Source organism: Pedobacter glucosidilyticus, from assembly GCF_002483235.1.
In the GTDB taxonomy this organism is placed as follows: Bacteria; Bacteroidota; Bacteroidia; order Sphingobacteriales; family Sphingobacteriaceae; genus Pseudopedobacter; species Pseudopedobacter glucosidilyticum_B.
This window is the reverse complement of the sequence record NZ_DLHN01000022.1, coordinates 1-26,675: the sequence shown is the minus strand read 5'-3', so window position 1 is coordinate 26,675 and position 26,675 is coordinate 1. Positions and strand designations below refer to the sequence as shown.

25 protein-coding genes and 1 tRNA gene are annotated in these 26,675 nt (G+C 35.9%); 15 read left to right on the top strand and 11 right to left on the bottom strand.

The genetic code is table 11. The features are described 5' to 3' along the window. Positions 1-66: 66 nt before the first annotated feature. The 5 genes from B2745_RS08190 to B2745_RS08170 all read right to left on the bottom strand — a co-directional run bounded on the left by B2745_RS08190 (position 67) and on the right by B2745_RS08170 (position 4,779). A complete protein-coding gene (locus B2745_RS08190; protein ID WP_304065218.1) occupies positions 67-1,062 on the bottom strand; it encodes an alkaline phosphatase D family protein in 996 nt (331 codons plus the stop codon). Positions 1,063-1,826: 764 nt separating this feature from the next. Continuing rightward, positions 1,827-1,900: transfer RNA gene (locus B2745_RS08185), tRNA-Asp, on the bottom strand. 73 nt (positions 1,901-1,973) lie between these two features. Beyond that, positions 1,974-3,047, bottom strand: coding sequence for a peptide chain release factor 1 (prfA, locus tag B2745_RS08180; protein ID WP_026903880.1), 1,074 nt, complete (start codon positions 3,045-3,047; stop codon positions 1,974-1,976). A 150-nt stretch (positions 3,048-3,197) separates the two neighbouring features. Next, a complete protein-coding gene (locus B2745_RS08175; protein ID WP_304065215.1) occupies positions 3,198-4,016 on the bottom strand; it encodes a hypothetical protein in 819 nt (272 codons plus the stop codon). After that, positions 4,006-4,779 (bottom strand): UDP-2,3-diacylglucosamine diphosphatase, encoded by a 774-nt coding sequence (locus B2745_RS08170; protein WP_304065213.1) that lies wholly within the window; start codon positions 4,777-4,779, stop codon positions 4,006-4,008. Before B2745_RS08170 ends, B2745_RS08175 begins: the two co-directional genes overlap by 11 nt. A gap of 127 nt (positions 4,780-4,906) precedes the next feature. Between B2745_RS08170 and B2745_RS08165 the strand changes: the two genes are divergently transcribed. Further along, positions 4,907-6,184, top strand: coding sequence for an FAD-dependent oxidoreductase (locus tag B2745_RS08165; protein WP_304065210.1), 1,278 nt, complete (start codon positions 4,907-4,909; stop codon positions 6,182-6,184). Positions 6,185-6,263: 79 nt separating this feature from the next. Here the strand turns inward: B2745_RS08165 and B2745_RS08160 are convergent, their stop codons facing one another. Further along, positions 6,264-8,711, bottom strand: a complete 2,448-nt coding sequence (locus tag B2745_RS08160; protein ID WP_304065207.1) for a TonB-dependent receptor — start codon at positions 8,709-8,711, stop codon at positions 6,264-6,266. 343 nt (positions 8,712-9,054) lie between these two features. On the opposite strand from B2745_RS08160, the gene B2745_RS08155 reads away from it, so the two are divergent. From B2745_RS08155 to aat, 7 genes are all read left to right on the top strand, one after another. Next, positions 9,055-11,898 (top strand): M16 family metallopeptidase, encoded by a 2,844-nt coding sequence (locus B2745_RS08155; protein ID WP_304065205.1) that lies wholly within the window; start codon positions 9,055-9,057, stop codon positions 11,896-11,898. A 78-nt stretch (positions 11,899-11,976) separates the two neighbouring features. Then, positions 11,977-12,549 carry a pentapeptide repeat-containing protein gene (locus B2745_RS08150; protein WP_304065202.1) on the top strand — a complete coding sequence of 191 codons (573 nt, stop codon included), beginning with the start codon at positions 11,977-11,979 and terminating at the stop codon, positions 12,547-12,549. 1,008 nt (positions 12,550-13,557) lie between these two features. Continuing rightward, positions 13,558-13,878, top strand: coding sequence for a hypothetical protein (locus B2745_RS08145; RefSeq protein ID WP_304065198.1), 321 nt, complete (start codon positions 13,558-13,560; stop codon positions 13,876-13,878). A 559-nt stretch (positions 13,879-14,437) separates the two neighbouring features. Further along, positions 14,438-14,578, top strand: coding sequence for a hypothetical protein (locus tag B2745_RS08140; RefSeq protein ID WP_304065196.1), 141 nt, complete (start codon positions 14,438-14,440; stop codon positions 14,576-14,578). 109 nt (positions 14,579-14,687) lie between these two features. After that, complete coding sequence (locus B2745_RS08135) at positions 14,688-15,197, top strand: hypothetical protein (RefSeq protein ID WP_304065194.1); 510 nt, start codon at positions 14,688-14,690, stop codon at positions 15,195-15,197. Positions 15,198-15,826: 629 nt separating this feature from the next. Next, positions 15,827-16,219 (top strand): hypothetical protein, encoded by a 393-nt coding sequence (locus B2745_RS08130; protein WP_304065191.1) that lies wholly within the window; start codon positions 15,827-15,829, stop codon positions 16,217-16,219. A gap of 149 nt (positions 16,220-16,368) precedes the next feature. Next, positions 16,369-16,998 carry a leucyl/phenylalanyl-tRNA--protein transferase gene (aat, locus tag B2745_RS08125; RefSeq protein WP_304065187.1) on the top strand — a complete coding sequence of 210 codons (630 nt, stop codon included), beginning with the start codon at positions 16,369-16,371 and terminating at the stop codon, positions 16,996-16,998. Here aat and B2745_RS08120 read toward each other — a convergent pair whose 3' ends face one another. Then, positions 16,999-18,222 carry a TonB family protein gene (locus tag B2745_RS08120; protein ID WP_304065185.1) on the bottom strand — a complete coding sequence of 408 codons (1,224 nt, stop codon included), beginning with the start codon at positions 18,220-18,222 and terminating at the stop codon, positions 16,999-17,001. After that, complete coding sequence (locus tag B2745_RS08115; protein WP_304065501.1) at positions 18,215-18,736, bottom strand: RNA polymerase sigma factor; 522 nt, start codon at positions 18,734-18,736, stop codon at positions 18,215-18,217. The genes B2745_RS08120 and B2745_RS08115 overlap by 8 nt, the downstream gene beginning before the upstream one ends. A 125-nt stretch (positions 18,737-18,861) precedes the next feature. Between B2745_RS08115 and B2745_RS08110 the strand changes: the two genes are divergently transcribed. From B2745_RS08110 to B2745_RS08085, 6 genes are all read left to right on the top strand, one after another. After that, the gene (locus tag B2745_RS08110; RefSeq protein WP_304065182.1) at positions 18,862-20,721 is read left to right on the top strand and encodes a vWA domain-containing protein; all 1,860 of its coding nucleotides are present in this window, start codon (positions 18,862-18,864) and stop codon (positions 20,719-20,721) included. A 3-nt stretch (positions 20,722-20,724) separates the two neighbouring features. Further along, positions 20,725-21,456: a DUF4197 domain-containing protein gene (locus tag B2745_RS08105; protein WP_304065179.1), complete on the top strand. Its 732-nt coding sequence runs from the start codon at positions 20,725-20,727 to the stop codon at positions 21,454-21,456. 6 nt (positions 21,457-21,462) lie between these two features. Continuing rightward, positions 21,463-21,798 carry a tRNA-binding protein gene (locus B2745_RS08100; RefSeq protein ID WP_304065176.1) on the top strand — a complete coding sequence of 112 codons (336 nt, stop codon included), beginning with the start codon at positions 21,463-21,465 and terminating at the stop codon, positions 21,796-21,798. Positions 21,799-21,800: 2 nt separating this feature from the next. Continuing rightward, positions 21,801-22,277 (top strand): nucleoside deaminase, encoded by a 477-nt coding sequence (locus tag B2745_RS08095; protein WP_304065172.1) that lies wholly within the window; start codon positions 21,801-21,803, stop codon positions 22,275-22,277. 81 nt (positions 22,278-22,358) lie between these two features. Further along, on the top strand, positions 22,359-22,961 hold the full coding sequence (locus tag B2745_RS08090) for a superoxide dismutase (protein WP_304065169.1): 603 nt from the start codon (positions 22,359-22,361) through the stop codon (positions 22,959-22,961). A 222-nt stretch (positions 22,962-23,183) separates the two neighbouring features. Then, positions 23,184-24,188, top strand: a complete 1,005-nt coding sequence (locus B2745_RS08085; RefSeq protein ID WP_304065166.1) for a zinc-binding dehydrogenase — start codon at positions 23,184-23,186, stop codon at positions 24,186-24,188. Here B2745_RS08085 and B2745_RS08080 read toward each other — a convergent pair. Both B2745_RS08080 and B2745_RS08075 read right to left on the bottom strand, forming a co-directional pair. After that, positions 24,185-24,910, bottom strand: a complete 726-nt coding sequence (locus B2745_RS08080; protein WP_304065163.1) for a LytR/AlgR family response regulator transcription factor — start codon at positions 24,908-24,910, stop codon at positions 24,185-24,187. The two genes, B2745_RS08085 and B2745_RS08080, sit on opposite strands and share 4 nt — an antisense overlap. Positions 24,911-24,912: 2 nt before the next feature. After that, entirely contained in the window at positions 24,913-25,938 is a 1,026-nt protein-coding gene (locus tag B2745_RS08075; RefSeq protein ID WP_304065160.1) for a sensor histidine kinase, read from the bottom strand. 217 nt (positions 25,939-26,155) lie between these two features. Between B2745_RS08075 and B2745_RS08070 the strand changes: the two genes are divergently transcribed. After that, positions 26,156-26,347, top strand: a complete 192-nt coding sequence (locus tag B2745_RS08070; RefSeq protein WP_304065158.1) for a hypothetical protein — start codon at positions 26,156-26,158, stop codon at positions 26,345-26,347. A 47-nt stretch (positions 26,348-26,394) separates the two neighbouring features. On the opposite strand, the gene B2745_RS08065 is transcribed toward B2745_RS08070, so the two are convergent. Next, positions 26,395-26,675 (bottom strand): hypothetical protein (locus tag B2745_RS08065; RefSeq protein WP_304065155.1); only part of this gene is annotated, 281 nt, incomplete at its 5' end.

Below are 26,675 nucleotides of genomic sequence, written 5' to 3'. Positions count from 1 at the left end.
ATCTCTATTAACCCTTTGCAACTTAAATTCAAGGAATACGCTCATCATAAAGATTTAAAGTGTGAATCAGAATTCCACTACCTCTTTATGATAAACAGGTGTTTCAAGGCCTTTTAAAGACATTGTTACCTCAAGCTTTTTGCCTTTATCTTTAAATTCTAACAGTCCATAATTCTTTTGGTTAACCAATGGTCCTACGCGGTATGGGTTATGCTCTGCTTTAATATGTGATGCAGGATTTGTAAGTCCACTGGAAGTAATATCGTAAAGTGGGAAGTTTAAACCCATAATTTGTATTTTTGAAAACTCTCCAATATGCCTATCTCCACTCAATAAAATCACGCCTTTAGGCTTGGTTTTTACCAACAAATCCATCAATCTTTTTTTAGCAGTAGGGAAATTGGCCCATTTTTCATGTGGATGCTCCGCAGATAATACCTGTATACCAGAGCCAATCACATAAGCATCAGCATTGCTGCTTAACTGTTTTTCTAACCAAGTCCACTGCTCTTCTCCTAAAATATCTCCTTTAAAGTTGGGGATGTATCTTTTATCATTGTCTTGCATTAAAGTATCACGATGATATCGGCAATCTAATAGTATTACTTTTATTTGTTTGCTTCCTACTTGATAATCATGAGACGAATAAATACCTGCTTGTTTACGAACTGGACTTTCTTTAGGTACGTTTAAAAAATCAAGAGCTAATTGCTGGCTTTCTTGCTTACGCGGATAATTTATACCTGCATCATTTTTGCCATAATCATGGTCATCCCAAGTACCAATGATAGGTACTTTAGCAGTAAACTTTTTATAATTAGGATTATCATTTTGTATTTGATATTTCTCTTTTAAAACCGACATGTCATGGCTATCGCCATAAATATTATCTCCTAGCCATATCCATACATTGGGTTGGTCTTTTAAAATAACATCCCATAAAGGTTGTGGCAAGTTCTGACGATTACAAGAGCCAAAAGCAAATGTTTGACTTTTATGAGTTTGAGCTTTAACGCTGATTGCTATTGATACAACAAAAATTGCTGCTAAGAAATATTTCATTACGGTATTTTAAAGCTTGTTTAAACAAAAATAAAGTTTTGAAATTACTGTAAAGTTAAATATACATTTATCTTCTCGAAGAGAACATTCATCTTCAGGAATATTCAGGAGAGATTTGTCTTGGTAATGCCCGTTTTCTGGATGGGTTTTTTGATGTTATTTTTGCGGAATGGATGAACTCAGACTTATCTCATATTTGCCTTTAAACCAATTTTTTGCGATTTTTTAGAGAAGATGCTCACCTTTTTTCTGCAACTATTTGTCTGCTATTGAAGTAAATTTAGCACTTGATAAATTAAACTTTATCTCTCATACCTTCTAACATATTTTGCCACCAAGTGGTGGGTCGATTAGCTAATATTTGCTCAATCCAGAGTAATCATTTCAATTTCAGCTCCGGTTATTCCAATCAGTCTTTCTGTTGCAAATTGCAAAGTTTGGCGATTCTCTTTGTTCATTTTTTTAATGCGTTCATGATTCATGAACAAACAAATTTAATGAACAAAAATTTAGCAAGTAAGTTATTTTATTATTGTTTGTATTTGTTTTTTATGAAGTTTTTGGTGAGTACCCAATCAAATAGATGCTTTCCGCTCGCAGTTCAGAGGCGTAAGAAATGTGAAGTTCTTCCTTTTTAGACTAGCTAAAATATATGCTTAACGTCTCTCCCCAACTTTTACGCTTGATCCTGATCCTCCTTGATCCCTTATTTCAGGAAATGCTATAAAAACAAAAAACCTCTTAGATTTCTCTAAGAGGTTTCGCGGAATGGACGGGACTCGAACCCGCGACCTCCTGCGTGACAGGCAGGCATTCTAACCAGCTGAACTACCACTCCGTTTTTCCCGTTCTTATCGTTCGGGAGTGCAAATATAGATATTTCTATTGAAGTGCAAAATCTTTTTTTAAATTTATGCAATAGAGCCCTCTTTCAGTTTTTCAGCATTTTCTGCAAATTGCAGAGCATCAAGTATTTCCTGTATATCACCATCCATAATAGCTGGTAAATTATATAAAGTTAAACCTATTCTATGCTCCGTAACACGCCCTTGAGGGTAGTTATAAGTACGTATTTTGGCAGATCGGTCTCCGGTTGATACCATAGTTTTACGTGTGCTGGCAATAGCTTCATTATGTTTAGCCAACTCACGCTCGTACAATTTACTCCTCAGCATTTCCATAGCTCTAATACGGTTACCCAATTGCGAACGCTCTATCTGGCAAACCACCACAATACCCGATGGCTTGTGTGTTAGCTGTACTTTTGTTTCCACCTTGTTTACATTTTGTCCACCAGCACCACCAGATCTTGATGTTTGTAATTCCACATCCGCAGGGTTAATTTCCACATCAACCTCTTCAGCTTCTGGCAACACCGCTACTGATGCGGCAGAAGTATGTACCCTTCCCTGGGTTTCTGTATCTGGAACGCGTTGCACCCGGTGCACACCAGATTCGTATTTTAAAATTCCGTAAACATCCTCACCAATAACTTTAAAAATGACCTCTTTGTAACCTCCATTGGTGCCCTCTGTAACCTCTAAAGTTTCGGTACGCCAGCCCCTGCCTTCGCAATAACGGGTATACATACGGTATAAATCGCCAGCAAAAATTGCAGCCTCATCACCACCAGTACCACCTCTAATCTCTACAATGGCATCTTTTTCATCTCCTGGGTCTTTAGGCACTAGCATCAACCTAATTTTAGCCTCCATTTCATCCTTTAAAGGCACCAAAGTATCTAGCTCTTCTTTGGCCATCTCACGCAACTCCTGGTCTTTCTCGTTCGCTAAAATATCGCGGTTAGCATCAATATTACTGATTACATTTTTGTACTTATAATACTCATCCACAATCAAACCCAACTCCTTATACTCACGGTTCAGCTGTGCAAAACGTTTCATGTCTTGCGTAACCTCTGGGTTGGTTAATTCCCGCTCCACATCATCTCGGCGGAGTTTTATAGCTTCTAATTTATCTAACATTTTTTTTGAAAATCAAATCCTGTAATACTTGGGTCTGGGTAGTCCGGCTATACGCTGCAACTCCTCGTTTTTCCAAGGCGCTAAACCCAACACACACTGTGGGGTTTCCGCTGCTATCCGGTTTAGTTAACGCAAAACAATGCATTAAACTCAGTTAGCATTTAAAGCCCACAAAGTTAAGCCTTTTTCATTTAATATGAAGAGTCGCTTTAAGCGGTAGCTAAAAGTACTACCAGGTTTTGTAAGCGGTAGTTTTATTTCTTCCTTTTTAAAAGTCATGAAGTTGTAACGCCATAGCTTATGGTCTTGCTGGTAAATCAGTTCATCGCCCTCTACCTCAAAAGCTCTAACAGGATTAATAACAGCGGTTTTGTAGTAATTACCAAACCTGTCAAATATCCTGATACCTTCGCCAGCATCGTTAATAAACACATATAAGTCTGTACTCAGCATAAAAACAGCATTCATATCAAAACCATTTCTCTGGTAAATATTGCCACTTTTAAGCTCATCTATAAAATTATTACTCAGTTTTTTAAGCTCGCGGTTCAATTGGTCGTAAATCCAGAAACCATTGTTATTAGCTGATGCTACCAGTGCAATCTGCTGGTTGGGGTTATTATTAAAAGAATAACTGCTAATCTCACTTAAGTTATTGTTCAGTACCACAACTTGTTGGTAAGCCTGATAATATAAAATCACCCTTAAAGGGTCTGTAATATCAATTTGGTCTATATCGCCAAAGCTATTGTTGGTATAATTCCATAAAAACTTACCATCAGGGTTAAACTTCATAAGCTCATTAGCAGGCGTAACCAAGAATAAGTTTCCCAAATTATCAACCCGGGCTATTTTAGCAAGGGTATCAATCTGCTTAATCAGTTTAAAACTTTGGGCATTACTTTTCCATGTCAGTATCAAAATACAGCAACAAAGTAACAGTAGTTTTAAAAGACTTTTATTTTTCATGATGCTTATTCCAATCAAGCAATTTAAGTTCTATACCGTCAAAAACAGCGTAATAAGAATAATTTACCCATTCGCCCAAATTGGTATACAGGGTTTCCTCATCCAATTTAAACTGTGTAGGAAAATGCCTGTGCCCCATAACTAAATGGTCGAAATTACCATAATCATGCTTAAGTTGTTTATAAAAACTCTTGATAAAAGTTTCTTCATACTGCTGGGTAATATCGCCTTCTTTTTTGTAAGAGGCTAACCTGCTTTTGCTACTCCAGTAATTGGCAATACCAATGCCTAAGTTAGGATGCAAACGGGCAAAAAGCCATTGGCATAATTCACTTCTAAAAATTTTCTTTAAAAACTTGTAGGATGCGTCACCAGGGCCTAGACCATCTCCATGGTGTAATAAAAACTTTTTACCATGGCGTTCTATCAAAAGCTCATCGTTAATGATTTCCATGCCAAATTCTTTCTTAAAATAATCAAATACCCACATATCGTGGTTGCCTTTAAAAAAGTATATTTTAGTGCCGGCATCGCTTAACTCGGCAAGCTTACCTTGTAACCTGATAAATCCTTTAGGAACGGCAGTAGCATATTCAAACCAAAAATCAAAAATATCACCCATTAAAAATAATTCCGCAGCATCGTGTTTGATGTGGTCTAGCCAGCTTACTATCCATGCTTCACGTTCTCGGCTAGAGGCATAGTTAGGTGCTCCTAAATGAAAATCAGAAGCAAAATAAAGTTTAGATTTTTGGGTTTCCATATATCAAAGGTTAAAAATATCAAATTATATTAAACCTTTAGCCACGCAACTTAAAAGCTGCAGGCTTACAATAATTTTTATAGCTTTAACAAACAAACTTTAACAGTTAAATCTTCGTTATCATTTTATGCTAAAAAAACTTACCTTCTTTATATTAACATTTTTAACTAGTCAGGTTTTAGCACAGTATAAAACCGATGTTTTAGTACTAGGGGCCAGTGCTTCTGGTACAGCTACCGCTATACAAGCAGCCAGAAGTGGTGTAAAAGTTATACTGGTAGAGCCTAATAACTTTAGTATTGGTGCTATTGCGCCTAGTATGGATGTGCCGGCTTTTAATTTTGGTATCTGGAAAGAGTGGAAAGATGCTTACACCAAAAAACTAGATTCTTTACAAACCGACCCTCGTATAGCGCTGGAAGGCATCGTTAGCAAAGTCAATAATTTGCGCTATTTTAAAGAAACTCAAGTGGTAAATATTGTTAAAAAAGGGAAATCCTGGGAGGTGAGCATCCAAAAAAATGGAAGTAAAATAGAAAAAATAAAAGCTGATGTATTGGTAGATGCTTTTTTTGATGCGCAACAATCACCAGTGTTAAAAGCCGGTATTATAAAATTAAATGATGGTCATATTAAAACCATATGTAAATATACCCCAATAGAACGTGAAAAACCTTATGAACAAGTTTTAAAACTTTATAGAAGTAGCGGAGCAACAGGTTATGGCAAAGATAGCACCATGTTACATTATTTCCCTATGGGTGTATTTATCAGTGCCGAGCTTGATAACCTGCTTTTTGTTTCGCCACAAGCTGGTTTGATAGGTTGGCAGGCAGATGATTTTAAAAATATTGCTACTTGGGTAAACATTGGTCAACTGGCGGGTGCTTTAGCAGCGTATGGGCCATTTTTTGATGTGCCTACGGCAAAGGCAAATGTAAGAACTACACAAAATGAGGTTTTTGTTTATAAGGGTTTACTTTATCCGGTTTTAGATGTAAACCCTACCGAGTATGCTTGGGCAGCAGTACAAAAAATTATTGCTACAGATATGATGAAGCATGATTTTGTTAAAGGGAAATTTAATCCGGATGAACATGTAAAACCAGAGGATATTAAGACCATCTTATCCGAGCTACACCCCCGCTCTAGAATTTGGTTTATAGAAAATCCTATTCAGGAACTTACCTTAAAAGATGCTGTTTCTTTAATCAGTTTTATCACCGGAAGAGAAATTTATGATATGAATAGGGAGTTAAGTAGCAACTGGAAAATGAAATATGAGCTAGCGAGTGATTTTAAACCCGAGAATTACGTTACTAAAAAAGAAATGACTATTATTTTGGATACCTATCTAAATCCTTACAGCATTGGGGTAAACATGCAAGGTATCTTTATCAAATAAGTTCTTAAAGAAGCAAATAAATAAAAAAGCTGCCTCAAAAAAATACTTGAAGCAGCTTTTTCGTAATCAAGAAAATATTTTAAAACTTGGCACTTAAGCTTAGCAGAAAATTAGTTCCTGCTTGTGGGTAATAATAATTTTCTGTGATGAGGTTATTATCATAAATATAGCCAAAAGTATATCCATTACTTTCATACTTTTCATTAAAGATATTATTCACCAATAAGCTTAAGTTCACATTTTTAACACCTCTAAATTTAAGGTTATGACTCAGTCTTAAATCGTTAACAAAAAACGCATCTAATTTACGAGCGTTATTGCTGGTATTATCTAAATACTGGTCGCTAACATATTTGGTTAATAAAGCTATTTCCAAAGCTTTAATAGGCTTATAAGCAAACTCATTAGAGGCAATAAAAGAAGGCGAAAAGGCAATATCCGTATTGGTGTATTGGTTTTCTGCTTGTCCTATAAAATCAAAATTAGCATCATAAATATCAAAAAACTCGCTAAACCTTTTTATTCTGTTTTGGCTTAAAGTAGCAGTAGCCGCCCAACTCAGCTGATTAAAAATTTGCCACTTAGCATCAAACTCGGCACCTATACGGTAGCTTCTATCCACATTATCTCTTACATAAGCACCAACATCATTAACCTCGCCCGTTAAAATCAATTGGTCTTTGTAAAACATCCCGTAAAGGTTAAAACCTGCTGTTACATTTTTTCTAAGGTAACGATAGCCTACTTCTACGTTATCCAATCTTTCTGCTAATGGTCTGCTACCTGGTGAAGATTCTGTATAATCATCTCTATTAGGTTCTTTATTAGCCCTAGCAAAAGAAGCATAAACATTACTGATTTTATCAATCTGGTACGTTAAACCAAACTTTGGATTGAAAAAGTTTAGGATATCCCTTTGCTGAACATTATCACCAGCATTGTTAAAACCTAAGAAAGAGTAATCTACGCTTCTGTACTGTAAATCGGTATAAATACTAAGGTTGTTTAAGGTATAAGTTGCTTTACCAAAAACGTTAAAATCTGTTTTTGTAGCATCGTTATCATAATAACGTTGTTTGTTATTGTCTAACTGGGCAAATCTGGCCCAGATAACTTCACCAAAATGCGCTCCTTTGTATTCGTTATAAGCACCGCCCAAAGTAAAATCTAAGGCTTTACTTGGCTTATAATTTAAAGAATAGGTTAATCCGTAAAAATCATTATCCAGCCAACGGCGTCTTATTAAATCGGTTTTATCGATAGTTTCTGCGCCAATCACGAAAGGTGCGAAGCCATAATCTTCAAAATCTTCTTGATTTTTATACTCTTCGTAATAGCCTCTGCCACGGGTATAATGTAAAGCGCCATTAAAAGATAACTGGCTATTTATTTCTTTGGCATATAGCAATTGATAATGGTCTTGCTGATAATTATCAGTCTGATTGTCGTATAAATAGCTATTATACTTGCGTGGATTTGAATTGAAAAGGTTTAAAGAATCTTGTTGGGTAAAATAAGCAGAACCTAAATTATTAAAATAATGCGTTAATAAGTCTGCCTGGCTTCCCCTCAATTTAGCCTCGGGTACTCCCGTCCAGGATTGATAAGTTTGCTCGGCACCAGAAAACACATTGGCTCTTAAAATGCTTGATTTACCATAATAAGCACCAGATACATAGAAAGATTTTAAATTAGAAAATGCCCTGTCTATAAACCCATCAGATTTGATTCTGGATAATCTGCCATCAATACTAAACTTACCATTGATAAGGCCTGTTCCTATTTTTAATGTATTTTTAATGGTCCCAAAAGAACCTATTGAGTTGTTAACCTCAGCAAAAGCCGAATCATTACGGGTAGAAGTTTGGATGTTTAAGCTTGCTCCAAAAGCACCTGCTCCGTTGGTAGATGTTCCTACACCTCTTTGTATTTGGATATTATCAACCGATGAAGCAAAATCTGGTAGGTTAACCCAAAAAGTACCCTGACTTTCGGTATCATTATAAGGAATACCGTTGATGGTTACATTGATACGTGTAGCATCAGAACCACGAATACGGATACCTGTGTAACCAATACCGGCACCTGCATCAGAAGTAACTACTACCGATGGTGTTTGGTTTAGCAAGAAAGGTAAATCTTGCCCTAAATTATTTTTCTCGATATCGGCTTTACTTAAATTTTTGTACGTAGTTGCCGAGTTTGCCGATGCTCTGGTAGCACTTACAATAACCTCATCAGCCAAAAACAAAGCTTTTTCTAAAGCTAAATCAACTTGTGTTTCTCCATTGATACTGATGTTTTTAACCAAAGGTTTGAAACCTAAAAAAGTGATTTGAATTTGGTAATTACCGTTTCTTAACTTGTTGAAATAAAAACGCCCTGTGGCATCTGTTTGCGTTTGTAAATTGTAATCTAACAAAGTAACGGTAGCACCGGCCATAGCTTCTTTTGTAGCGGCATCAGTTATTTTACCTTTTAAAATGGTGTTTTGTGCCAGCAACCATAACGGAGCAGCAAGTGCCATAAGCACTGTTAATGTAAATTTTCTCAATGTTATAGAATTAAAAAATTAAACAAAAGCAGCTAGGGGCTACACTACTCAAAAAAAATTATTGTTTTACCTATTCCCTACGCCGGCATTATCCGGATCAGGTGCTTAGAAAGGTTAAAGGTGCATGCCTTTTTGCCAATCTAATGGGTATAATCTCAGCCTGTATTTGTGTTTGCTTATCATTTTAGCAATACAAGGCACCCCTAATGATGGTGCAAATATACACCTTATTTATAATCATCAAAAAGTTTACATCAATTAAGCGTAACAAAACTTATATTTAGCAGTCAAAAGCTTTAAAACAACACTAACAAGTATGAAATTTAACCACTATGCTATTGCGCTAACTTTGGGTATGGCCGTTTATGCCTGTAGCCCTAAAGTTGCAGGAGACAACCATAAGCAGGACACTGCTGCAGCTGCTGCAACAATTCCGGCAGACAGTAATGTCATCATTAAAACATTACCAAATGGCTTAACTTATTACATCAGAAAAAATGTGGAGCCTAAAAATAGGGCAGAGCTTTATTTGGTTAATAAAGTAGGTTCTATCTTAGAAAACGACGATCAACTGGGCTTAGCGCATTTTACAGAACACATGGCCTTTAATGGCACCAGAGACTTTCCTAAAAACGAGTTAATCAGTTATTTGCAGAAAGCTGGTGTTAGGTTTGGAGCAGACTTAAATGCTTATACAGGCTTTAACCAAACGGTGTATCAATTGCCGCTACCAACAGATAGCGTAGAAGTATTTAAAAAAGGCTTTGATATTTTAGCCAACTGGGCAGGGCATGTAACTTTTGAGGATAAAGAAATAGACCAGGAACGTGGGGTAATTATTGAGGAAGATCGCCAGCGTGGTAAAAATGCTCAGGAAAGAATGAGCAAGCAATTGTTACCTGTTCTCTTAGCGAATTCTAAATATGCTGAGCGCCTGCCCATAGGTAAAATTGATGTATTACAATCTTTCAAGTATGAAACCCTTAAAGCTTTTTATAAAGATTGGTATCGTCCAAACTTACAGGCTATCATCGCTGTAGGAGATTTTGATGTTGCCGAGGTTGAAAAATTGATTATCGATAATTTCTCTGAGCTAAAAAATCCGGAGAATGAAAGAAAGAGAGAAGCGTTTAGCATTCCTGATAACAAAGAACCTTTAGTAAAAATCATTACCGATCCTGAGTTTCCTTATAACGTTGCAGCTATTACGGTAAAACACCCCGAGGTGGTAGAAACAACAGAAGATCAACTCATCACCAAAATTAAAACCAGTATGATTAATAGCATGCTTGGTAATCGTTTAACAGAGATAGTACAGAAAGGAAATGCACCTTTTATTTTTGCACAAAGTAGTTATAGTGCTTTCCAAGGTGGTTTGGTAAATCTGGACGCATTTAATAGCGTTGCTGTTTCTAAAGATGCAGCAGGCTTAAAAGCAGCGGTACAAGCCGTAATAGCAGAAAACGTAAGAATGAAAAAATTTGGTTTTACCCAAACAGAGTTAGATAGGGTGAAAACCAATATCATGACAGGGGTAGAAAAACAGTTTAAAGAGAAAGACAAAACCAAATCTACCAACTTTGTGCAGCTTTACGTTCAAAACTTTTTAAAAGGGCAGGCTATACCATCTGTAGATTATACTTATAATTTCTACAAGAAAAATCTGGATAAAATTACCCTAGAGGATGTAAATAAACTGGCGGCTACTTTCTTTACCGAAGAAAATTTAATTGCCATTTTACAAGCTCCTGAAAAAGAAAAAGCCAATTTACCATCTGAAACCGAATATATTAATTGGATTAAAACTGCCGGAGCAGATGTACAGCCTTATGTAGACCAAGTGGTTACAAAACCGTTGATGGCTCAAAAACCTAAGGCTGGTACCATTACTTCTGAAAAGAAAATAGCTGAGCTAAATGTAACTGAGCTAACCTTATCTAACGGGGTTAAAGTTGTTTTAAAACCTACAGATTTTAAGAACGACCAAATCATTTTTGCTGCAACCAGTAAAGGAGGTACATCTTTAGCCAGCGATGATATTTTCCGCTCGGCAGAAATGGCAGACCAATTGGTAAACGCATCTGGTATTGCCGAGTTTGATGAAAGTCAATTAGGTAAATTATTAACTGGAAAAGTAGTTGGCGTTAGTCCGTCTATTAGTACTTACAGAGAAGGCTTAAGCGGCTCATCATCACCAAAAGATTTTGAAACAGCTTTACAGTTAACCCATTTATACTTTACGGCTCCAAGAAAAGACGAAAAAGTTTTAAAAACACAGTTAGAAGAAATGAAAGCGGTTTTAGCAAACCGCGAATCGCAACCTAGTGCTGTTTATCAGGATACTTTAAGTGCGGTAATGAATTCTTACAAGAAAAGAGCACAAGCTATCAAAATTAACGAGCTAGACCAGATTACTGCTGATAAAGCTTTAAATTTCTACAAAGAGCGCTTTGCAAATGCCGGCGATTTTACCTTTACTTTTGTAGGGAACTTTAACGTTGAGGAGGTTAAGCCCCTGCTAGCGCAATACTTAGGTAGTTTACCTGCTAACAATAACAAAGAGAATTTTAAAGATTTAGGTTTAGAACCCCTTAAAGGTGATATCACTAAAAAAGTTTATAAAGGCTTAGAGGATAAAGCAACTGTAGCTTTAATTTACCATGGAGATTATAACTATTCTGACGAAGAAAACCTTCAATTAGACGCATTAAAAGCTATTTTAGATATTAAAATAACAGAGCGTTTAAGAGAAAAAGAAAGTGGCGTGTATAGCCCAAGGGTTGGAATTAGCTATAACGATGAGCCTAAAGAAAAATACACCATCAGTATTAATTTTAGCTGCGCTACTGCTAATGTAGATAAACTTATTGCTGCTGCCATTGATGAGGTTAATAAACTCAAACAAAGCGGAGCCACAGCAGAAGATATCCAAAAGTTTAATGCAGAAGAAAGAAGACAGTTAGAAATTCAGTTAAGAGATAATAGTTTTTGGTTGGGATACTTACAAAATGCTTATGCAAGTGGAGAAGACCCTAAAAAGGTGCTTAGTTACTTAGATACCTTAAAACAGGTAACCACAAGCAGTAGCAAAGCTAGCGCTGCAAAGTACTTTAACCAAAATAATTTTGTAAGGATGATTTTACTACCTGAAAAGAAATAGTTATGTTAACCTCATGATTAAAGATGGACGATGGCATAGCACATCGTCCATCTTTTTTTAAGAATAATACATAAAGTGATGGCAACATTTTTTATTGAAGAAAAAACCTTTGAACAGATTGACTTTACAACATCCATGCTGGAAAAAGCATCTTATGAGAATTGTAAATTTCTCAATTGTAATTTTGAAAGCCTTCATCTGTTTAATTATAGTTTTTTAGATTGCACTTTTAAAGACTGTAATCTTAGCATGGCAAAGCTTTCTAAAACAGCTTTCAGAAATATCCATTTTGATGCCTGCAAACTCTTGGGTTTAAAGTTTGAAGATTGTCATACTTTTGGTTTAGCCTTCTCTTTTACAGCTTGTAACCTCAACCATTCGTCCTTTTATAGTTTAAAAATTAAAGGCACAAAATTTATCAATTGTAGCCTGCAAGAGGTAGATTTTACTGATACCGATTTAAGTAATGCAGATTTTACCGATTGTAATTTATTAAAAGCCACATTTAGTAATACCAATTTGCAGAAAGCAGATTTTAGTACAGCTTACAACTTTAGCATCCACCCGGAGGCTAATTTGCTAAAAAAGGCTAAATTTTCTATGCACCATCTTAGCGGCTTGCTCCATCAGTATCAAATTGAAATTGTCTAATCTTTCAGTTTATAAGTCTTGATGTGTAGCATCAGCTAACCATGAGAAGGCTTGTAGCCCACGCAAAAGCTTCCTTTGCCAAATAAAAAAACGGAGGCTTTGTATTTCCTGATAAATTTATCAAATACGAGCTGTAAATATGCTCTTATCATATATCCTTTATTTTTAAGGGTTTAACCATGGTGTCAAATTTTTTTTTGTAGTGCTACCTGTCTTTTGTTTGCGCTAAAGGTGGTGTTTTGCAAAATGTATGTCAATAGCAAGAGGCTATTTTGCCGGCTTTTGCCGTCAGTTGCCGCCATTTGCCGGCTTTTGCCAGTCTTTTTGCACACTTGTTCGAGACCTCTTCGAGACTTGTTCGGGAAATAGGGGTGTTTTCCCGAAGAAGTCTCGAACCTGTCTGGGAGGAGACCCCTGTCTTGTCCTTGTCTTGTCCTGTGTCTTGTCCTGAAAAAGCTTTACAGTTAATTTGGTTAATACTGTTCTGGCTTTACACTATTTTTTAATTCCTGCCATCACTTTACAGTTATTTCGCCTTGTGCTGTTTAGTGTTATTAATCAGATGTATGGCTAATATGAGAATCATGACAAAACCAAACGGCCAAAGGCTTCTTATGCCAAATAAAAACAGAGACTTTATATTATGTATAAGCTAATAAATTCTTTATTTTCATGTAATGGATGTTAAGAAGTCTAAGAAAGTGAAAAATGGGTATGATGATTTGGCAAGCCGGGCACAAGTATCCCTCACTGGCGCAAGTCTTAGCGAGAGTAGGTAAAGCGGGAGAGCCTGACCTGTGCCTTATGATTAAAAGCACTAAATTTAGCAATGAGTACAAAATATAAGTTTAACAACCCAGAGAGAGATTATCAAGAAGGTAAAGGTTTAATAGAAATAGATGTATTACAATAATGAAAGCACAAGTCAGGCTTTTGCTCTATCTAGCCCGCTAAGACTTGCGCTAGTGAGGAGAAGATATTGGCAAGTTAGGACAAGGTTTGCATGCATTGCAAGATGCATATGCACATGAAGGAGCAAGTACAAATGAGCATTTAGGCTTAAATACATCAATGGTAGGAATGTTTTGGAACGATTTGTATGGTAACACTTCCAAAGCTGATTTAATTTCACAATCTGCTGTTACAGTAGTAGGTTTATTTAGCGGTAATACAGAAGGTTTATCAAATGGGATGCGTATGGATTTTTCCGGAATGTCTAAGAAGCAGTTAGGTACCGTAACAGGATTGTTTAATAAGGCAGGATATGATTTAAATGCTGGAAAGAATAAAGGGTTTTATACACTTAAAAAGAGAGAGGAGGAACAGTAATGAAAGTGGCATTATATATTCTTTTGATATTGTTCTCTTTATCGTTACTGTTTTGGTGCTTTACGTGGTTACTTGGTCACGCCAGCGGACATAATATCCCTATCAAAACGGACCTTGGGTTCGCAGCTTTAATACTCGTTCATATTGGACTGATATGGTTCTTGTGGAGTAGGATAAAGAAGATTAAACAATAACTCAAAAGCCCCTTAACGGGGCTTTTGCTTTTACAGGGCAGCAATATTATTGTTAAAGAAATCCTTGAACTTCTTTTTGGTGAGCATGGTTTCAATCATCCCCTCACTGGCGCAAGTCTTAGCGAGTAGGTAAAGCGGGAGAGCCTGACTTGTGCCTTATGATTAAAAGCACTAAATTTAGTAATGAGTACAAAATATAAGTTTAACAACCCAGAGAGAGATTATCAAGAAGGTAAAGGTTTAATAGAAATAGATGTATTACAATAGAAAAAGCACAAGTCAGGCTTTGGCACAATCTGCCTGCTAAGACTTGCGCTAGTGGGGGGCAAGATAATCATCCAATAGAATTAGATTTTCATAGTAATATGTTTGAACAAAGGTTGGATTACTTACATAACAATCCAGTAGAGGCAGGCATAGTAGAGCATGCAGCGGATTATGTGTACAGTAGTGCAAAGGATTATCAAGAAGGTAAAGGTTTAATAGAAATAGATGTATTACAGTGATACAAGCACAAGTCAGGCTTTTGCTTTGTCTAGCCCGCTAAGACTTGCGCTAGTGGGGGGTTGAGCTTCAAAAGAGAGATTATAATAAAGTTAAAACTGTAAATAAAAAATGATAAGATATAATTTGATATTTGTGCTTTTATGCTTCTTATATTGTAATTGTTTTAGTCAGATTCCTATTGGTTCTATGAAGGTTTTGAATAATTGTGATTTAAAAGATTTAATAACCTATAGTAATTATAAATTTTCTGTAGACTATTTATTCGCAATAAAGGATATTCGGAAAGATCAGAAAATCAACTTTAGTAAAAACCTGAAAGTATTTGCTAATGATTTAAATCACTCATTAGTTGAGGAAAAATATTTACTAAAAAATGAAGTAGTATTTATTTCAAAAAAGAATAATAAATCTGATATACTTTATATAAAATTAGCAAATAAAAAAATATATTTTCAATTCAAGAACCAATACGAATTTGATTTTTTAGGCTATAATATAAATAGTGATTATAGTCAATTATTTTTTAAGTTAAAATCGGAGAAATGTAATATGATAATAAGTGTTCTTAAATGGAACAATTCAAATGATGTTTCTTTGACACAGTTTGATAATGAATAAACCCGCCTTCACTGGCGCAAGTCTTCCGAGGGTTGGCAAAGAGCATAAGGAGACTTGTGACTGAGCATAGTTTTAGGCTATGATAATGATTAAGAATTAGAATAAAGCACAAGTCAGGCAGATACATAGGCTTTGGCACTAAGACTTGCGCTAGAGAGGGGATTATGTTTATAGTAGTGCAAAGGATTATCAAGAAGGTAAAGGTTTAATAGAAATAGATGTATTACAATAGAGAAAGCACAAGTCAGGCTTTTACTTTGTCTAGCCCGCTAAGACTTGCGCTAGTGAGGGACTTGTGCCTCATGAGTTTAATAGAAATAGATGTATTACAATAATGAAAGGGAAAAAAAGATACAGCGGAAAGCCCGGCCTTAGGCAACACCCAAATAGCAAGCTTTAGAATAATTGATGCCATCTCAAGGTTTTAAAACCCCCACAGTATTTTCCAAGTATTTTACTAAAATGATTGTTATTTCAATCATTCTATTTGCTTTTGTTTGAAATAGCAATCAAAATAATAGAAAAAGAAAGGATGTTATTTTCCAAAATATAACCAATTATGGAGTTGAATTCAGGCAATTTCATCCCCCCTCTTTCTTATCCCCCACCTTTAAGTGTATATTCGTGTTATGCTTTGGACACAACGTTTTTTTGCCTTGCTAGATGTTATTTGTTTAGTTTTATTAGCAGAGCAGGCTTATACCCAATACCAATCATTATTATCTAATGAGGTTTTAACCAGTTTAGAATTTTTTTCGAGAACGCTATTTTTATTGGGTTGGTTTTCCTTAATTTTTTCGGCAATTTTATTGGCTATTCCTAAAAAAGCAGGACTTTGGTTGTATTACGCACAGCTCCCGCTAAGGCTTATCTTTTTTATTTTCTCTTTCGGGTTTATCTCTTTACTCACCTATATCGTCAACTGGCCAATCATTACCAATATGTTGATGCCTTTGATTGTTTTTGGCGAGTTGTTGAGGCTTTATTATGCTGTACAGATACACAGAAATTATCATAAATAAAAAAATCTGTCCCCAACCACAGGAACAGATTAACCAAATAAATCAAAAAATTATCTAATGAAAAGATGCTTATGATAATTAAAACCAATTTTTGGACAGCCTAAACAAGGCTTAAGTTTAACACCCATAAAAATATTTTTGTAACAAAGATGATATTTGAGCTCAGTGAAGATTTAGTATTTCCTAATCCGGCTCATGCTGAGGAAGATGGTTTACTTGCCGTAGGCGGAGATTTATCTGTTGAGCGTTTATTGCTGGCTTATAGCCACGGTATATTCCCATGGTTTAATGATGATACGCCTATTCTTTGGTATACCCCTCATGAACGTTTTGTATTATTTCCTGATGAAATTAAAATCAGCAAAAGCATGAAACAAGTTTTAAAACGCCAAGAGTTTCAAATATCTCTAAATAAAGCTTTCGCTGATGTTATTACCACCTGTGCAACCATAAACCGTGATGGACAAGACGGCACTTGGATTACCACAGACATGCAAGCAGCTTATATCAAACTTCATGAAAAAGGTTATGCACATGCCGTCGAGGTTTGGAAAGATGAGAAACTAGTAGGCGGCTTATATGGAGTCCTCATCAACGGTGTTTTCTGCGGCGAGTCTATGTTTGCTCGTGTAAGTAATGCTTCTAAAATGGCCTTGATATGGCTTTGCCAAAATCTAGAACTTAAACTTATTGATTGTCAGGTTCATACTGCACACCTAGAAAGTATGGGAGCCAGAATGATTGACAGAGAAAGCTATCTTAAAATCTTACAGTCTTAATCAGTTAAACCTGATGCTTACTTTAAAAGTTTCTGGCTTTCCGTTGGATGAGCCTTGCCACGATGAATAATTTTTAATCAATTCAACAGCCTTGGCATCAGCTTGCTTATTTAAACTTTTAAGGATGTTAAAATCTTTAAGTTCGCCATTAGGCATAATGGTAAACTGTACTGCAACAGCACCTCTGGAACCTGCTAATTTATTATTGGCTTTGATATATTTTCTAAAATCAACCCAGCCTTTAACCGGACCAGCAATTTTATTAATTTTAGTTCCGTACCCCACTACAACTACTTCTGATAATGATTTTTCATCCTCTTTTAGCGTAACATTTAACTTGTTTTGGTTGGCAATTTTTACCTCCTCATTTAAAAAACCTAAATAAGAACTGTTAAGCGTTTGCCCTTGTGTGGCAGCAATAGAAAACTCGCCCTCAGCATTGCTTAATGCTACTTCTTTGGTTTGCTGGTTGGTAATTTGTACGCCTGGTAAAGGCAAGCCATTTTTATCAACTACCTTACCCGAAATTTTAGCTAAAGAGGCTGTTTTACTTAAAGCAATGTTTTCTGATTCTTGTACAGCTACGCCGGCAACCCTTCCAGATAAAGTAGCTACTGCACCAGAAATTTCAGCCTTCTTTTGTGTGCCATAGCCTATAACTATTACTTCATCTAAATCTAAAGTATCTTTCTTTTGTGTTGCTTCTAGCGGAATAGGATCTGCTAAACCCTGCTCAGAAAATTTACTTCTTGGTTTTTTTATGGTGGTAACCACCGTAGGACTTTCTTCTATGATTTTAAAATTCTCATCCTCTTTTAGCGTTTGAGCATCGCTGTTAAGGATATTTTCTTCTTCTTTCTCGCCCTGTGGTACTTTGGTTATCTCGGGCACATCTTTCATCCGGATAGAAGTATTTTCTGCGGGTTGGTTCAGGTAAATGCTTATTAAGCCAATAAGTACCACCACAGAAGCCGCAATAGCCCAGCTTGCATAGCCTCCAACTAATTTTTGCTTACGCTGATTTTTATGAATGCTTTGCGCTAAACGTTGATTTAAATCAGTTATTTCTGTTGCTTGAAGTTGATGGTCTTGAAAAGCATCCAAAGCATCCGCCAGAAAAGGGTCGTCCAGTGCTCTTTGCTCTAATTGTTGCATAGAGCGGCTATCCAACTCATTACGATGGTATTTTTGTATAAGTTCTATATCTGTTAGCTGCTTATTCACCGTTCTTTTCTATACAAATTTTTAAATTTCTTTTACCGTTTTGGATATAGCTTTTTACCTTCTGTAACTCATAACCTGTTAAAGCAGCAACCTCTGCATAACACTTTTGTTGTAGATAGAATAAATCTACACTTAATTTTTGCTCATGGTTAAGACTTTCTAAACAGCGTTCCATTGCTTTTAACTTTTGCTCTTTCTCTTGACTATCTTCATGATGCAAAAAAGGTTCATTTTCCATAAGCACATCATCAAAAGAAATGGTTATATGCTTTTGCTCTTTGCGTAAAGCCATCAAACAAAAGTTTCGGCAAACCATATAAAGCCAGCTTTTAAAATAGCTTATTTCATGTGTTTTTACTTTTTGTATCAGTTCTTCAAATATTTGGATAACGGCATCTTTACTACGCTCCTCATCCTTGAAATATTTTAAGGCTACACCATAAACCAGCGGCATATAAGGTTTATACAGCTCTCCTAAGACATTTAAGTCGCCAGATTTCTTATACTGTACCATCAGTTTATGGTCTGTTGCTGTATCCAAGTTTAATAGGAGTATTAGATTTTAATCAATTATAATAAAAATTATTTTCTCTTATGGAATTTTAGGTTTTATAACATCTCATCCAAAAAACTAAAAATATGAAAACACTTACATTATTTCTGATGGTCTTTTTCCCGGTATGGGTTTGCGGCCAAAACAACATCAAAACTATAAGCGGTTATGTTTATCAAAGTTCTGATAAAACGCCATTACCGGGAGTTCAGGTTCAGGTTAAAGATCATCCGAACCAGAAAACCCTAACCAATGCAAGCGGATATTTTAAAATAACGCTATCTTCTAACGATAAAATATTAGAGTTTAGTTTTTTAGGATTTAAAAAGCGTGAGGTTACCATCAGAAAGCAAACTTCTATAAAGGTTTATTTGGATGAAGATACCCATACGCTAGATGAGGTTGTGGTGGTAGGCTATGGTACACAAATGAAAAGGGATCTTACAGGCGCAGTAGCTATTTCCGGAAAAGCTGCTGGTATGGCTCCGCAGCATTATAGGATGAGTCATCATGCTCCACAAGATTTTAACACAGAGTCTTACTCGGCTATTTCAGAGAATGGCTTTAAAACTTCCCTCTCCAATCCACTTTCAACTTTTTCTATAGATGTTGATGCTGCTTCTTATAGCAATATGAGGCGCTTTATTCAAAACGGACAATTACCTCCTAAAGATGCCGTACGCATAGAAGAGCTGATTAATTATTTCCAATATCCTTACGAGGTGCCAAAGGGAAAACATCCTATACATATCCAAACAGAAATTACCACAGCACCTTGGAACAAAAAACACCAACTGGTTAAAATCGGCTTAAAAGCCAAACCAATAGCAACAGATAACTTACCTGCTGCCAATTTGGTTTTTTTGATAGATGTTTCTGGATCTATGCAAGGTCCTAGCCGATTAGGTTTGTTAAAAACGGCATTTAAATTATTAACAGACCAACTTCGTGAGCAAGATAAAGTTTCTATAGTGGTTTATGCAGGTGCGGCAGGGGTAGTATTGCCTGCTACTTCTGGCGACAATAAAACTAAAATTAAAGCTGCTTTAGAGCGATTAGAAGCCGGTGGCTCTACTGCCGGAGGTGCAGGTATTAAAAAGGCTTATGAAATTGCCCGCTCTCAATTTATTAAAGGCGGCAATAACCGAGTTATTTTAGCTACCGATGGTGATTTTAACGTAGGTGCTTCTAGCGATGCTGAGATGCAACGTTTGATTGAGGAAAACAGAAATGATGGTGTGTTTTTAACCGTTTTAGGTTTTGGGATGGGTAATTTAAAAGATAGCAAGATGGAGGCTTTGGCCGATAAAGGAAACGGCAATTACGCTTATATTGATAACATGAACGAGGCTAAGAAAGTGTTGGTTAACGAGTTTGGTTCTACCCTGTTTACCATAGCCAAGGATGTTAAATTACAGGTAGAGTTTAATCCATCAAAAGTTAAGGCTTACCGTTTAATAGGTTACGAAAACAGGTTATTAAATAAAGAAGATTTTGCTGATGATACTAAAGATGCTGGTGATATGGGTGCTGGCCATTCGGTTACAGCCTTGTATGAAGTTATCCCGGTAGGTGTGCAAAGCAAATTTGTGAAAAAGGATGACGATTTAAAATACCAGCAAGCAGGTAGCATCAAAAATTCGGCTGAGTTATTGACGGTTAATGTGCGTTATAAAAATCCGGGAAACGAGGAAAGTATTTTATTGAGTCATCCTTTCATAGCTGATGATACTTCTCTGGAAAAAGCATCAACAGATTTAAAATTTGCGGCTGCTATAGCTACATTTGGAATGTATTTAAGAAATTCTGAATATTTACAGGATTTTAATTATACCGACTTACTTACTTTAGCAAAAGCAGGTAAAGGAGAAGATAAGGAAGGATACCGAGCTGAGTTTATACAACTGATAGAGAATGCTCGTTTAATAAAATCATCAAAAGAATAAAATATGAAAAAAATTGCTTTAGTAGCAGCTATTACAACTACTTTTTTACTAAGCAGTTGCGAAACTTTAAACCAGTATGCAGGTGCTTATGGAGGTGTGCTTAACCAAGTAGTTACGCCAACACAAACAGAAATGAGTATGGGTTTAAAACAAGCCTTAGAATTTGGTACTAATTACAGTGCCGATAGATTATCTGCCAAAGATGGTTTCTTAGGCAATATGGCTGTTAAAATTTTATTTCCTGATGAAGCCAAAAAAGTAGAAAACACTTTGCGTTCTTTAGGTTTAAACCAGCTTTGTGATAATGTTATTTTAAGCTTAAACCGGGCTGCTGAGGATGCTGCAAAAGAAGCAAAACCTATTTTTGTGGCTGCTATCAAGCAAATGACTTTTCAGGATGTAAGCAATATTTTATTAGGTCAGCAAGATGCTGCTACCAATTATTTTAAAAGAACAACCAGTAGTTTATTAGCGCAAAAATTTAGACCAGTAATAGAAAGTAGCATCAATAAAGTAGGTGCTACCCGTTACTGGACTGATGTTACTACCCGATACAATAAAATACCTTTGGTAAAACCTATACAAACAGATTTAACAGGTTATGTTACCGATAAAGCTATAGCCGGCCTATTTGTAGAAATAGCTCAAGAAGAGTTAAAAATAAGACAGCAGGTATCGGCAAGGTCTACGCCTTTATTGCAAAAAGTATTTGGTTACGCTGCTACTAAAAAGTAAAAGGTTATGGAGGTTATCAACTGGGCAGATTTTGAAAAAGTTGAGCTAAGGGCCGGCACCATCGTAGAAGTGATGCCTTTTCCGGAAGCTAAGAAACCCGCTTGGAAGGTGAAAGTAGATTTTGGCGAGCTGGGTATTAAATGGTCTAGCGCACAAATTACTATACATTATCAAGAAGAAGACTTAATAGGTAAACAAATTATAGGTGTTATAAATTTCCCTAAAAAACAAATAGGTAAGTTTATGTCTGAGTTTTTAGTTACCGGTTTCCCTGATGAAAATGGTGCTATTGTACTCACAACTACAGAACGTAAAGTACCTAATGGAGCAAAATTGATTTAAATATGCGTTATACTTTTGGCGAAGAGCCTGAAATTTCTCCTGATGAGTTTTACATGAAAGAAGCTTACAAAGAAGCTTTGTTAGCTCTGGATGCGGATGAGGTACCCATTGGTGCAATTGTTGTAGCTGCTAACGGTAGAATTATTGGTAGAGGGCATAACCTTACCGAGCGCTTAAATGATGTTACTGCCCATGCAGAAATGCAAGCTTTTACAGCCGCAAGTAATGCTATGGGTGGCAAATATCTAAAAGATTGTACTTTATATGTAACGATAGAGCCTTGTGTGATGTGTGCAGGAGCTTCTTATTGGACACAAGTAAGTAGGATTGTTTTTGGTGCTTACGATGCTCAAAGAGGTTTTAGTAGGGTAAGCCCTACAATCTTACATCCGAAAACTGTTTTTGTAGGAGGTATTTTACAAGAACAGTGTGGAGATGTAGTGCGTAGATTCTTTCAGGAAAAGAGAAAGAAATCTTAACATTAATAAAACAAAAAATACCTGTAGTACTTTATCTTTGTAACTATTAATACTATTGTTAAATCTTAAAATAAATAAATTATGGCTTTTGAATTACCAGCGTTACCATACGCAACAAACGCATTAGAACCACATATTGATGCTACAACAATGGAAATCCACCATGGTAAACACCATGCTGCTTATGTTACCAATTTAAACAAAGCTTTAGAAGGTAAAGAAGACGGTTCTTCTATTGAAGAAATTTGCCAAAATATTTCTGCTTACCCTGCTGCTGTAAGAAACAATGGTGGTGGTCATTATAATCACTCTTTATTTTGGTCTGTAATGGGACCAAATGCTGGTGGTACACCAAGTGGCGAGTTGGCTGATGCTATCAATGCCGCTTTTGGTTCTTTTGAAGATTTCAAAACTAAATTTGCTGAAGCAGGTGCTACCCGTTTTGGTTCTGGTTGGGCGTGGTTAATTGTGGCTGATGGTAAATTAGCAGTAACTTCAACTCCAAACCAAGACAACCCTTTAATGGATATTGCTGAGGTTAAAGGTACACCAATCTTAGGTATGGATGTATGGGAGCATGCTTACTACCTAAAATATCAAAACAAACGTCCTGATTATATTGCTGCATTTTGGAATGTAGTAAACTGGGATGCTGTTGCAGAGCGTTTTGCAGCTGCAAAATAATTTGGCATTATTTTAATGCTTATAAAAGCGGAGGGAAATTCATCTCTCCGCTTTTTTTATGTTTATGAAAAAATTATCCATTCCCGGTTTGCTTTTACTGGTAACTTTTTTAAGTAGTTGCGAGGCTATAGGTACTATTTTTAAAGCTGGTTATTATGTAGGTATATTTGTTGTGGTGATTGTATTGGCAATCATATTTTTTATATACAACAAATTTAAAAGATGATGAAAGCTTTAGTGCTTCAGGGCATAAAAGAACCCCTTAAATTAGAAGAAGTTAGCAAACCTACGCTCAATACTGGCGAGGTATTGGTAAAGATTAAAGCAGCAGCTTTTAATCGTAGAGATTACTGGATACAACAAGGCAAATATGCAGGCTTAAAGTTCCCTATTACTTTAGGTTCTGATGGCTGTGGTGTTGTGGCAGAAGTTTATGACGATGCCAACCAACACTGGATAGGCAAAGAAGTAGTTATCAACCCTTCTTTTAACTGGGGCGATGCTCCAAATTATCAAGGGAAAGATTTTAAAATATTAGGTTTGCCAGATGATGGTACTTTTGCAGCTTATGTTAAGGTTCCTTTAGCACAAGTTTATGAAAAGCCAAAATATCTAAATGATATAGAAGCGGCAGCTTTCCCCTTAGCTGGATTAACCGCATACCGGGCTTTATTTACCAAAGCTCAGCTCAAAAAAGACGAAAAAGTGTTGATTGTAGGTGTAGGTGGTGGTGTAGCAACTTTTGCTTTACTTTGGGCTGTTTATGCAGGTGCTGAGGTTTATGTAACCTCTGGTTCTGATGATAAAATAGCCAAAGCAATCGGTTTGGGTGCAAAAGGTGGTGTAAATTATAAAAGCCCAAGCTATGATGCAGATTTGCAAGCCTTAGCTGATGGTTTTGATGTGATTATAGATAGCGCTATTGGCGAAGGTTTTGCTAAACACTTAAACCATGTAAAACCTGGTGCTCGTTTGGTTTTCTTTGGTGCTACTGCCGGAGATTTACCACCTCTTAATGCCCGTATCATCTTCTGGAAACAGCTACAAATTATGGGTACAACGATGGGCACTGCTCAGGAATTTGAGGATATGTTACAATTTATGACCAAACATGAAATTAAACCCGTGGTAGAAAGCGTTTTTCCTTGCGAAGATGCAGAACAAGCTATGCGTTTAATGGATCAATCAGATCAGTTTGGTAAGATTGTGATTACTTTTGAGGATTAAACATTTCTGCTCTCGATAGCTTTAAAAAATCCATCTCGGTAGGTATCTCCTATCGGGATAATTTTATCTCCAATACTGATGCGGCTACGCTCTATACTTTCAATTTTATCTAAAGCAAGAATATAAGATTTATGTACCCTGATGAATTGATGCTCTGGTAAAACATCTTCCATTTTTTTCATGCTTTGTAAGGTAATGATACGTTCTGTTTTGGTATAGATGGAGATGTAATCTTTCAAGCCTTCTATAAACAAAATATCATTCAAGTATATTTTTTGGATTTTATGTTCTGTTTTAACAAAAATAAAATTGTTGATGGGTGTTGGTGCAGAACTTGTAGTTTCTACAGGAAGCGGAGCGGCTACGTTACACAATAATTGTTGTGCTTTTTGTGCTGCTTGGTAAAAACGTTCAAAAGCTACTGGCTTCAATAGATAATCAACCACATTAAGCTCGTATCCTTCTAAAGCATACTCTTGGTAAGCGGTAGTTAAAATAACCTTACACTTTCCGTTAGCGATTTTTAAAAACTGAATGCCTGTAAGTTCTGGCATTTGTACATCAAGGAAAACCAAATCGGCTTCGCCATTTTGTACGGCCATTAAAGCTTCAATAGGGTTTTGATAGCTTTTAACTAGGGTAAGAAAAGGTATTTTCTCGATATAATCAGAGATTATATCAATAGCCAAAGGCTCGTCATCTACAACAAGGCAGCGTATCATGGCTATAAATTTAAATATAATTCGCAGAAATAATGCTCTTCGCCATCTTCTACGGTAAGTTTATATTGTTGTGGGTAGGTGAGGTCTAACCTTCTTTTCACATTTACCATGCCTATACCCCCTGTTTGATCTTTGTTTTGCCTGTTTTTTAGGTTACGCAAAGTAAAAAGGAGGGTATTCTCAAAAAGCGATATATTGATGTATATAGGATTACGTTCATCAGTAGCTACACCGTGTTTAAAAGCGTTTTCTACAAAAGATATTAAAATTAAGGGTACAATAACTTGGTCTTTAACTTCGCCCTCTACCTCTAAAATTACGTGTGCACCCTCCCTAAATCTTAATTTTTGAAGCTCTATATAACTTTGCAGATAATTAATCTCTTTTGCTAAATTTACCCTGCTATCATTACTCTCGTAAAGCATATAGCGCATAATTTCTGATAGTTTAAGTATGGCATTTGGTGTAGCATCAGATTTTTGATAGGCTAAAGAATAAATATTATTAAGCGAGTTAAATAAAAAGTGTGGGTTAATTTGCGATTTTAAAAAGGCCAGCTCGGCAGATAAACTTTGCTTTTCTAAATCGCTCTTTTCTTTCTCGTTAAAAAACCAATCGACTGTAAATTTATAAACCGTACTTAAGAATATAAAGAAGCCATTGGTGAGAAAGAAAGAAATGATATTGGCCCAAAACTCATTGTCGGCTATTTTTTTACCCTCTATGGTGATGTCTAAATTGCTTAGCTTAAACATGTAGAAGCTTTCGGCATATTTTATCAAGGTGAAAAATATCACCACAGCAGAGCAAGAGAAAAACCATAAAAAGAACTTTCTTTTGTTTAGCGTTGCCGGGATAATGATATAGAGGTTAACGTAAAAAATAATCACGTTAAGGATAGACATATTGATGAAATGGATATAAAAACCCTTGCTAGAGTTAAATCCGCCAGAAGCTACCAAGGTAAATAGGGCAATTAAAAAAGCCCATACCATAGCGTGTAGCATTATTTTCTTTCTCCAGTTCATGTTGTCTTATTTGCTAAAATTAGCATTTTTTGTTTTTAGAGGAGCTTTTTTCTACCAACGCCCTTATTTTATCTACCAACGGGTAATGGTCTTTAAAAATGGGTTTATCTGCTAAAATGGCTATTCGTCTTTAAATATAGGGGCTTAGTATAATAGTTTTTAGGAAGCTAAAAAGATGGTGAATATTTGTTTCAACAAAACGATAAAACAACATAAGATGAAAAAAATATCAACCACTATATCGCCATTTATCATGTTAATAGTTCCAGTAATTTTAATTTTAGGACTTTCATTAGGATTGAAACAACAGCAAACAGAGGAAGCTTTTGCAGTAGATCATAAAAGTAAAGCTGGTTTATTGGTAAAGGCTAGTGTTTCTTCTTTGATAAATGTGATGTTAAAAAAGTAAAGGCATTGTTTTTTTAATATCTTTCAAAGCTGTCATATATTAAGCCTTTACTCACAAAACTTTCTTAGCTGGGTATCTGCTTCTTTCTTTTCTTTGTATTGGCCTTTTACAAAAGACTTTCTTACCCTAGCCGGGTAGTGGCTTCTTTCTTTTCCTTGATGAAAAGAAACAAAAATCAAGGCTGATGAATATTTGTCATTTCGTCTAAATAAATCTTTATCCACAATCCTGAGTGGTGTGAAGGGTTTTGAATATTGAAAGCTACTACAACACCCGTCGGATTGTTTCTCGCCAGTGCATAATGAAAGTTTTTGCAAAAGATTTATTT

Coding starts and splice junctions, on each gene's coding strand:
- B2745_RS08190 (WP_304065218.1), bottom strand. CDS start 1,062: ATGAAATATTTCTTAGCAGCAATTTTTGTTGTATCAATAGCAATCAGC.
- prfA (WP_026903880.1), bottom strand. CDS start 3,047: ATGTTAGATAAATTAGAAGCTATAAAACTCCGCCGAGATGATGTGGAG.
- B2745_RS08175 (WP_304065215.1), bottom strand. CDS start 4,016: ATGAAAAATAAAAGTCTTTTAAAACTACTGTTACTTTGTTGCTGTATT.
- B2745_RS08170 (WP_304065213.1), bottom strand. CDS start 4,779: ATGGAAACCCAAAAATCTAAACTTTATTTTGCTTCTGATTTTCATTTA.
- B2745_RS08165 (WP_304065210.1), top strand. CDS start 4,907: ATGCTAAAAAAACTTACCTTCTTTATATTAACATTTTTAACTAGTCAG.
- B2745_RS08160 (WP_304065207.1), bottom strand. CDS start 8,711: ATGGCACTTGCTGCTCCGTTATGGTTGCTGGCACAAAACACCATTTTA.
- B2745_RS08155 (WP_304065205.1), top strand. CDS start 9,055: ATGAAATTTAACCACTATGCTATTGCGCTAACTTTGGGTATGGCCGTT.
- B2745_RS08150 (WP_304065202.1), top strand. CDS start 11,977: ATGGCAACATTTTTTATTGAAGAAAAAACCTTTGAACAGATTGACTTT.
- B2745_RS08140 (WP_304065196.1), top strand. CDS start 14,438: ATGTTTGAACAAAGGTTGGATTACTTACATAACAATCCAGTAGAGGCA.
- B2745_RS08135 (WP_304065194.1), top strand. CDS start 14,688: ATGATAAGATATAATTTGATATTTGTGCTTTTATGCTTCTTATATTGT.
- B2745_RS08130 (WP_304065191.1), top strand. CDS start 15,827: ATGCTTTGGACACAACGTTTTTTTGCCTTGCTAGATGTTATTTGTTTA.
- aat (WP_304065187.1), top strand. CDS start 16,369: ATGATATTTGAGCTCAGTGAAGATTTAGTATTTCCTAATCCGGCTCAT.
- B2745_RS08115 (WP_304065501.1), bottom strand. CDS start 18,736: ATGGTACAGTATAAGAAATCTGGCGACTTAAATGTCTTAGGAGAGCTG.
- B2745_RS08110 (WP_304065182.1), top strand. CDS start 18,862: ATGAAAACACTTACATTATTTCTGATGGTCTTTTTCCCGGTATGGGTT.
- B2745_RS08105 (WP_304065179.1), top strand. CDS start 20,725: ATGAAAAAAATTGCTTTAGTAGCAGCTATTACAACTACTTTTTTACTA.
- B2745_RS08100 (WP_304065176.1), top strand. CDS start 21,463: ATGGAGGTTATCAACTGGGCAGATTTTGAAAAAGTTGAGCTAAGGGCC.
- B2745_RS08095 (WP_304065172.1), top strand. CDS start 21,801: ATGCGTTATACTTTTGGCGAAGAGCCTGAAATTTCTCCTGATGAGTTT.
- B2745_RS08090 (WP_304065169.1), top strand. CDS start 22,359: ATGGCTTTTGAATTACCAGCGTTACCATACGCAACAAACGCATTAGAA.
- B2745_RS08085 (WP_304065166.1), top strand. CDS start 23,184: ATGATGAAAGCTTTAGTGCTTCAGGGCATAAAAGAACCCCTTAAATTA.
- B2745_RS08080 (WP_304065163.1), bottom strand. CDS start 24,910: ATGATACGCTGCCTTGTTGTAGATGACGAGCCTTTGGCTATTGATATA.
- B2745_RS08075 (WP_304065160.1), bottom strand. CDS start 25,938: ATGAACTGGAGAAAGAAAATAATGCTACACGCTATGGTATGGGCTTTT.
- B2745_RS08070 (WP_304065158.1), top strand. CDS start 26,156: ATGAAAAAAATATCAACCACTATATCGCCATTTATCATGTTAATAGTT.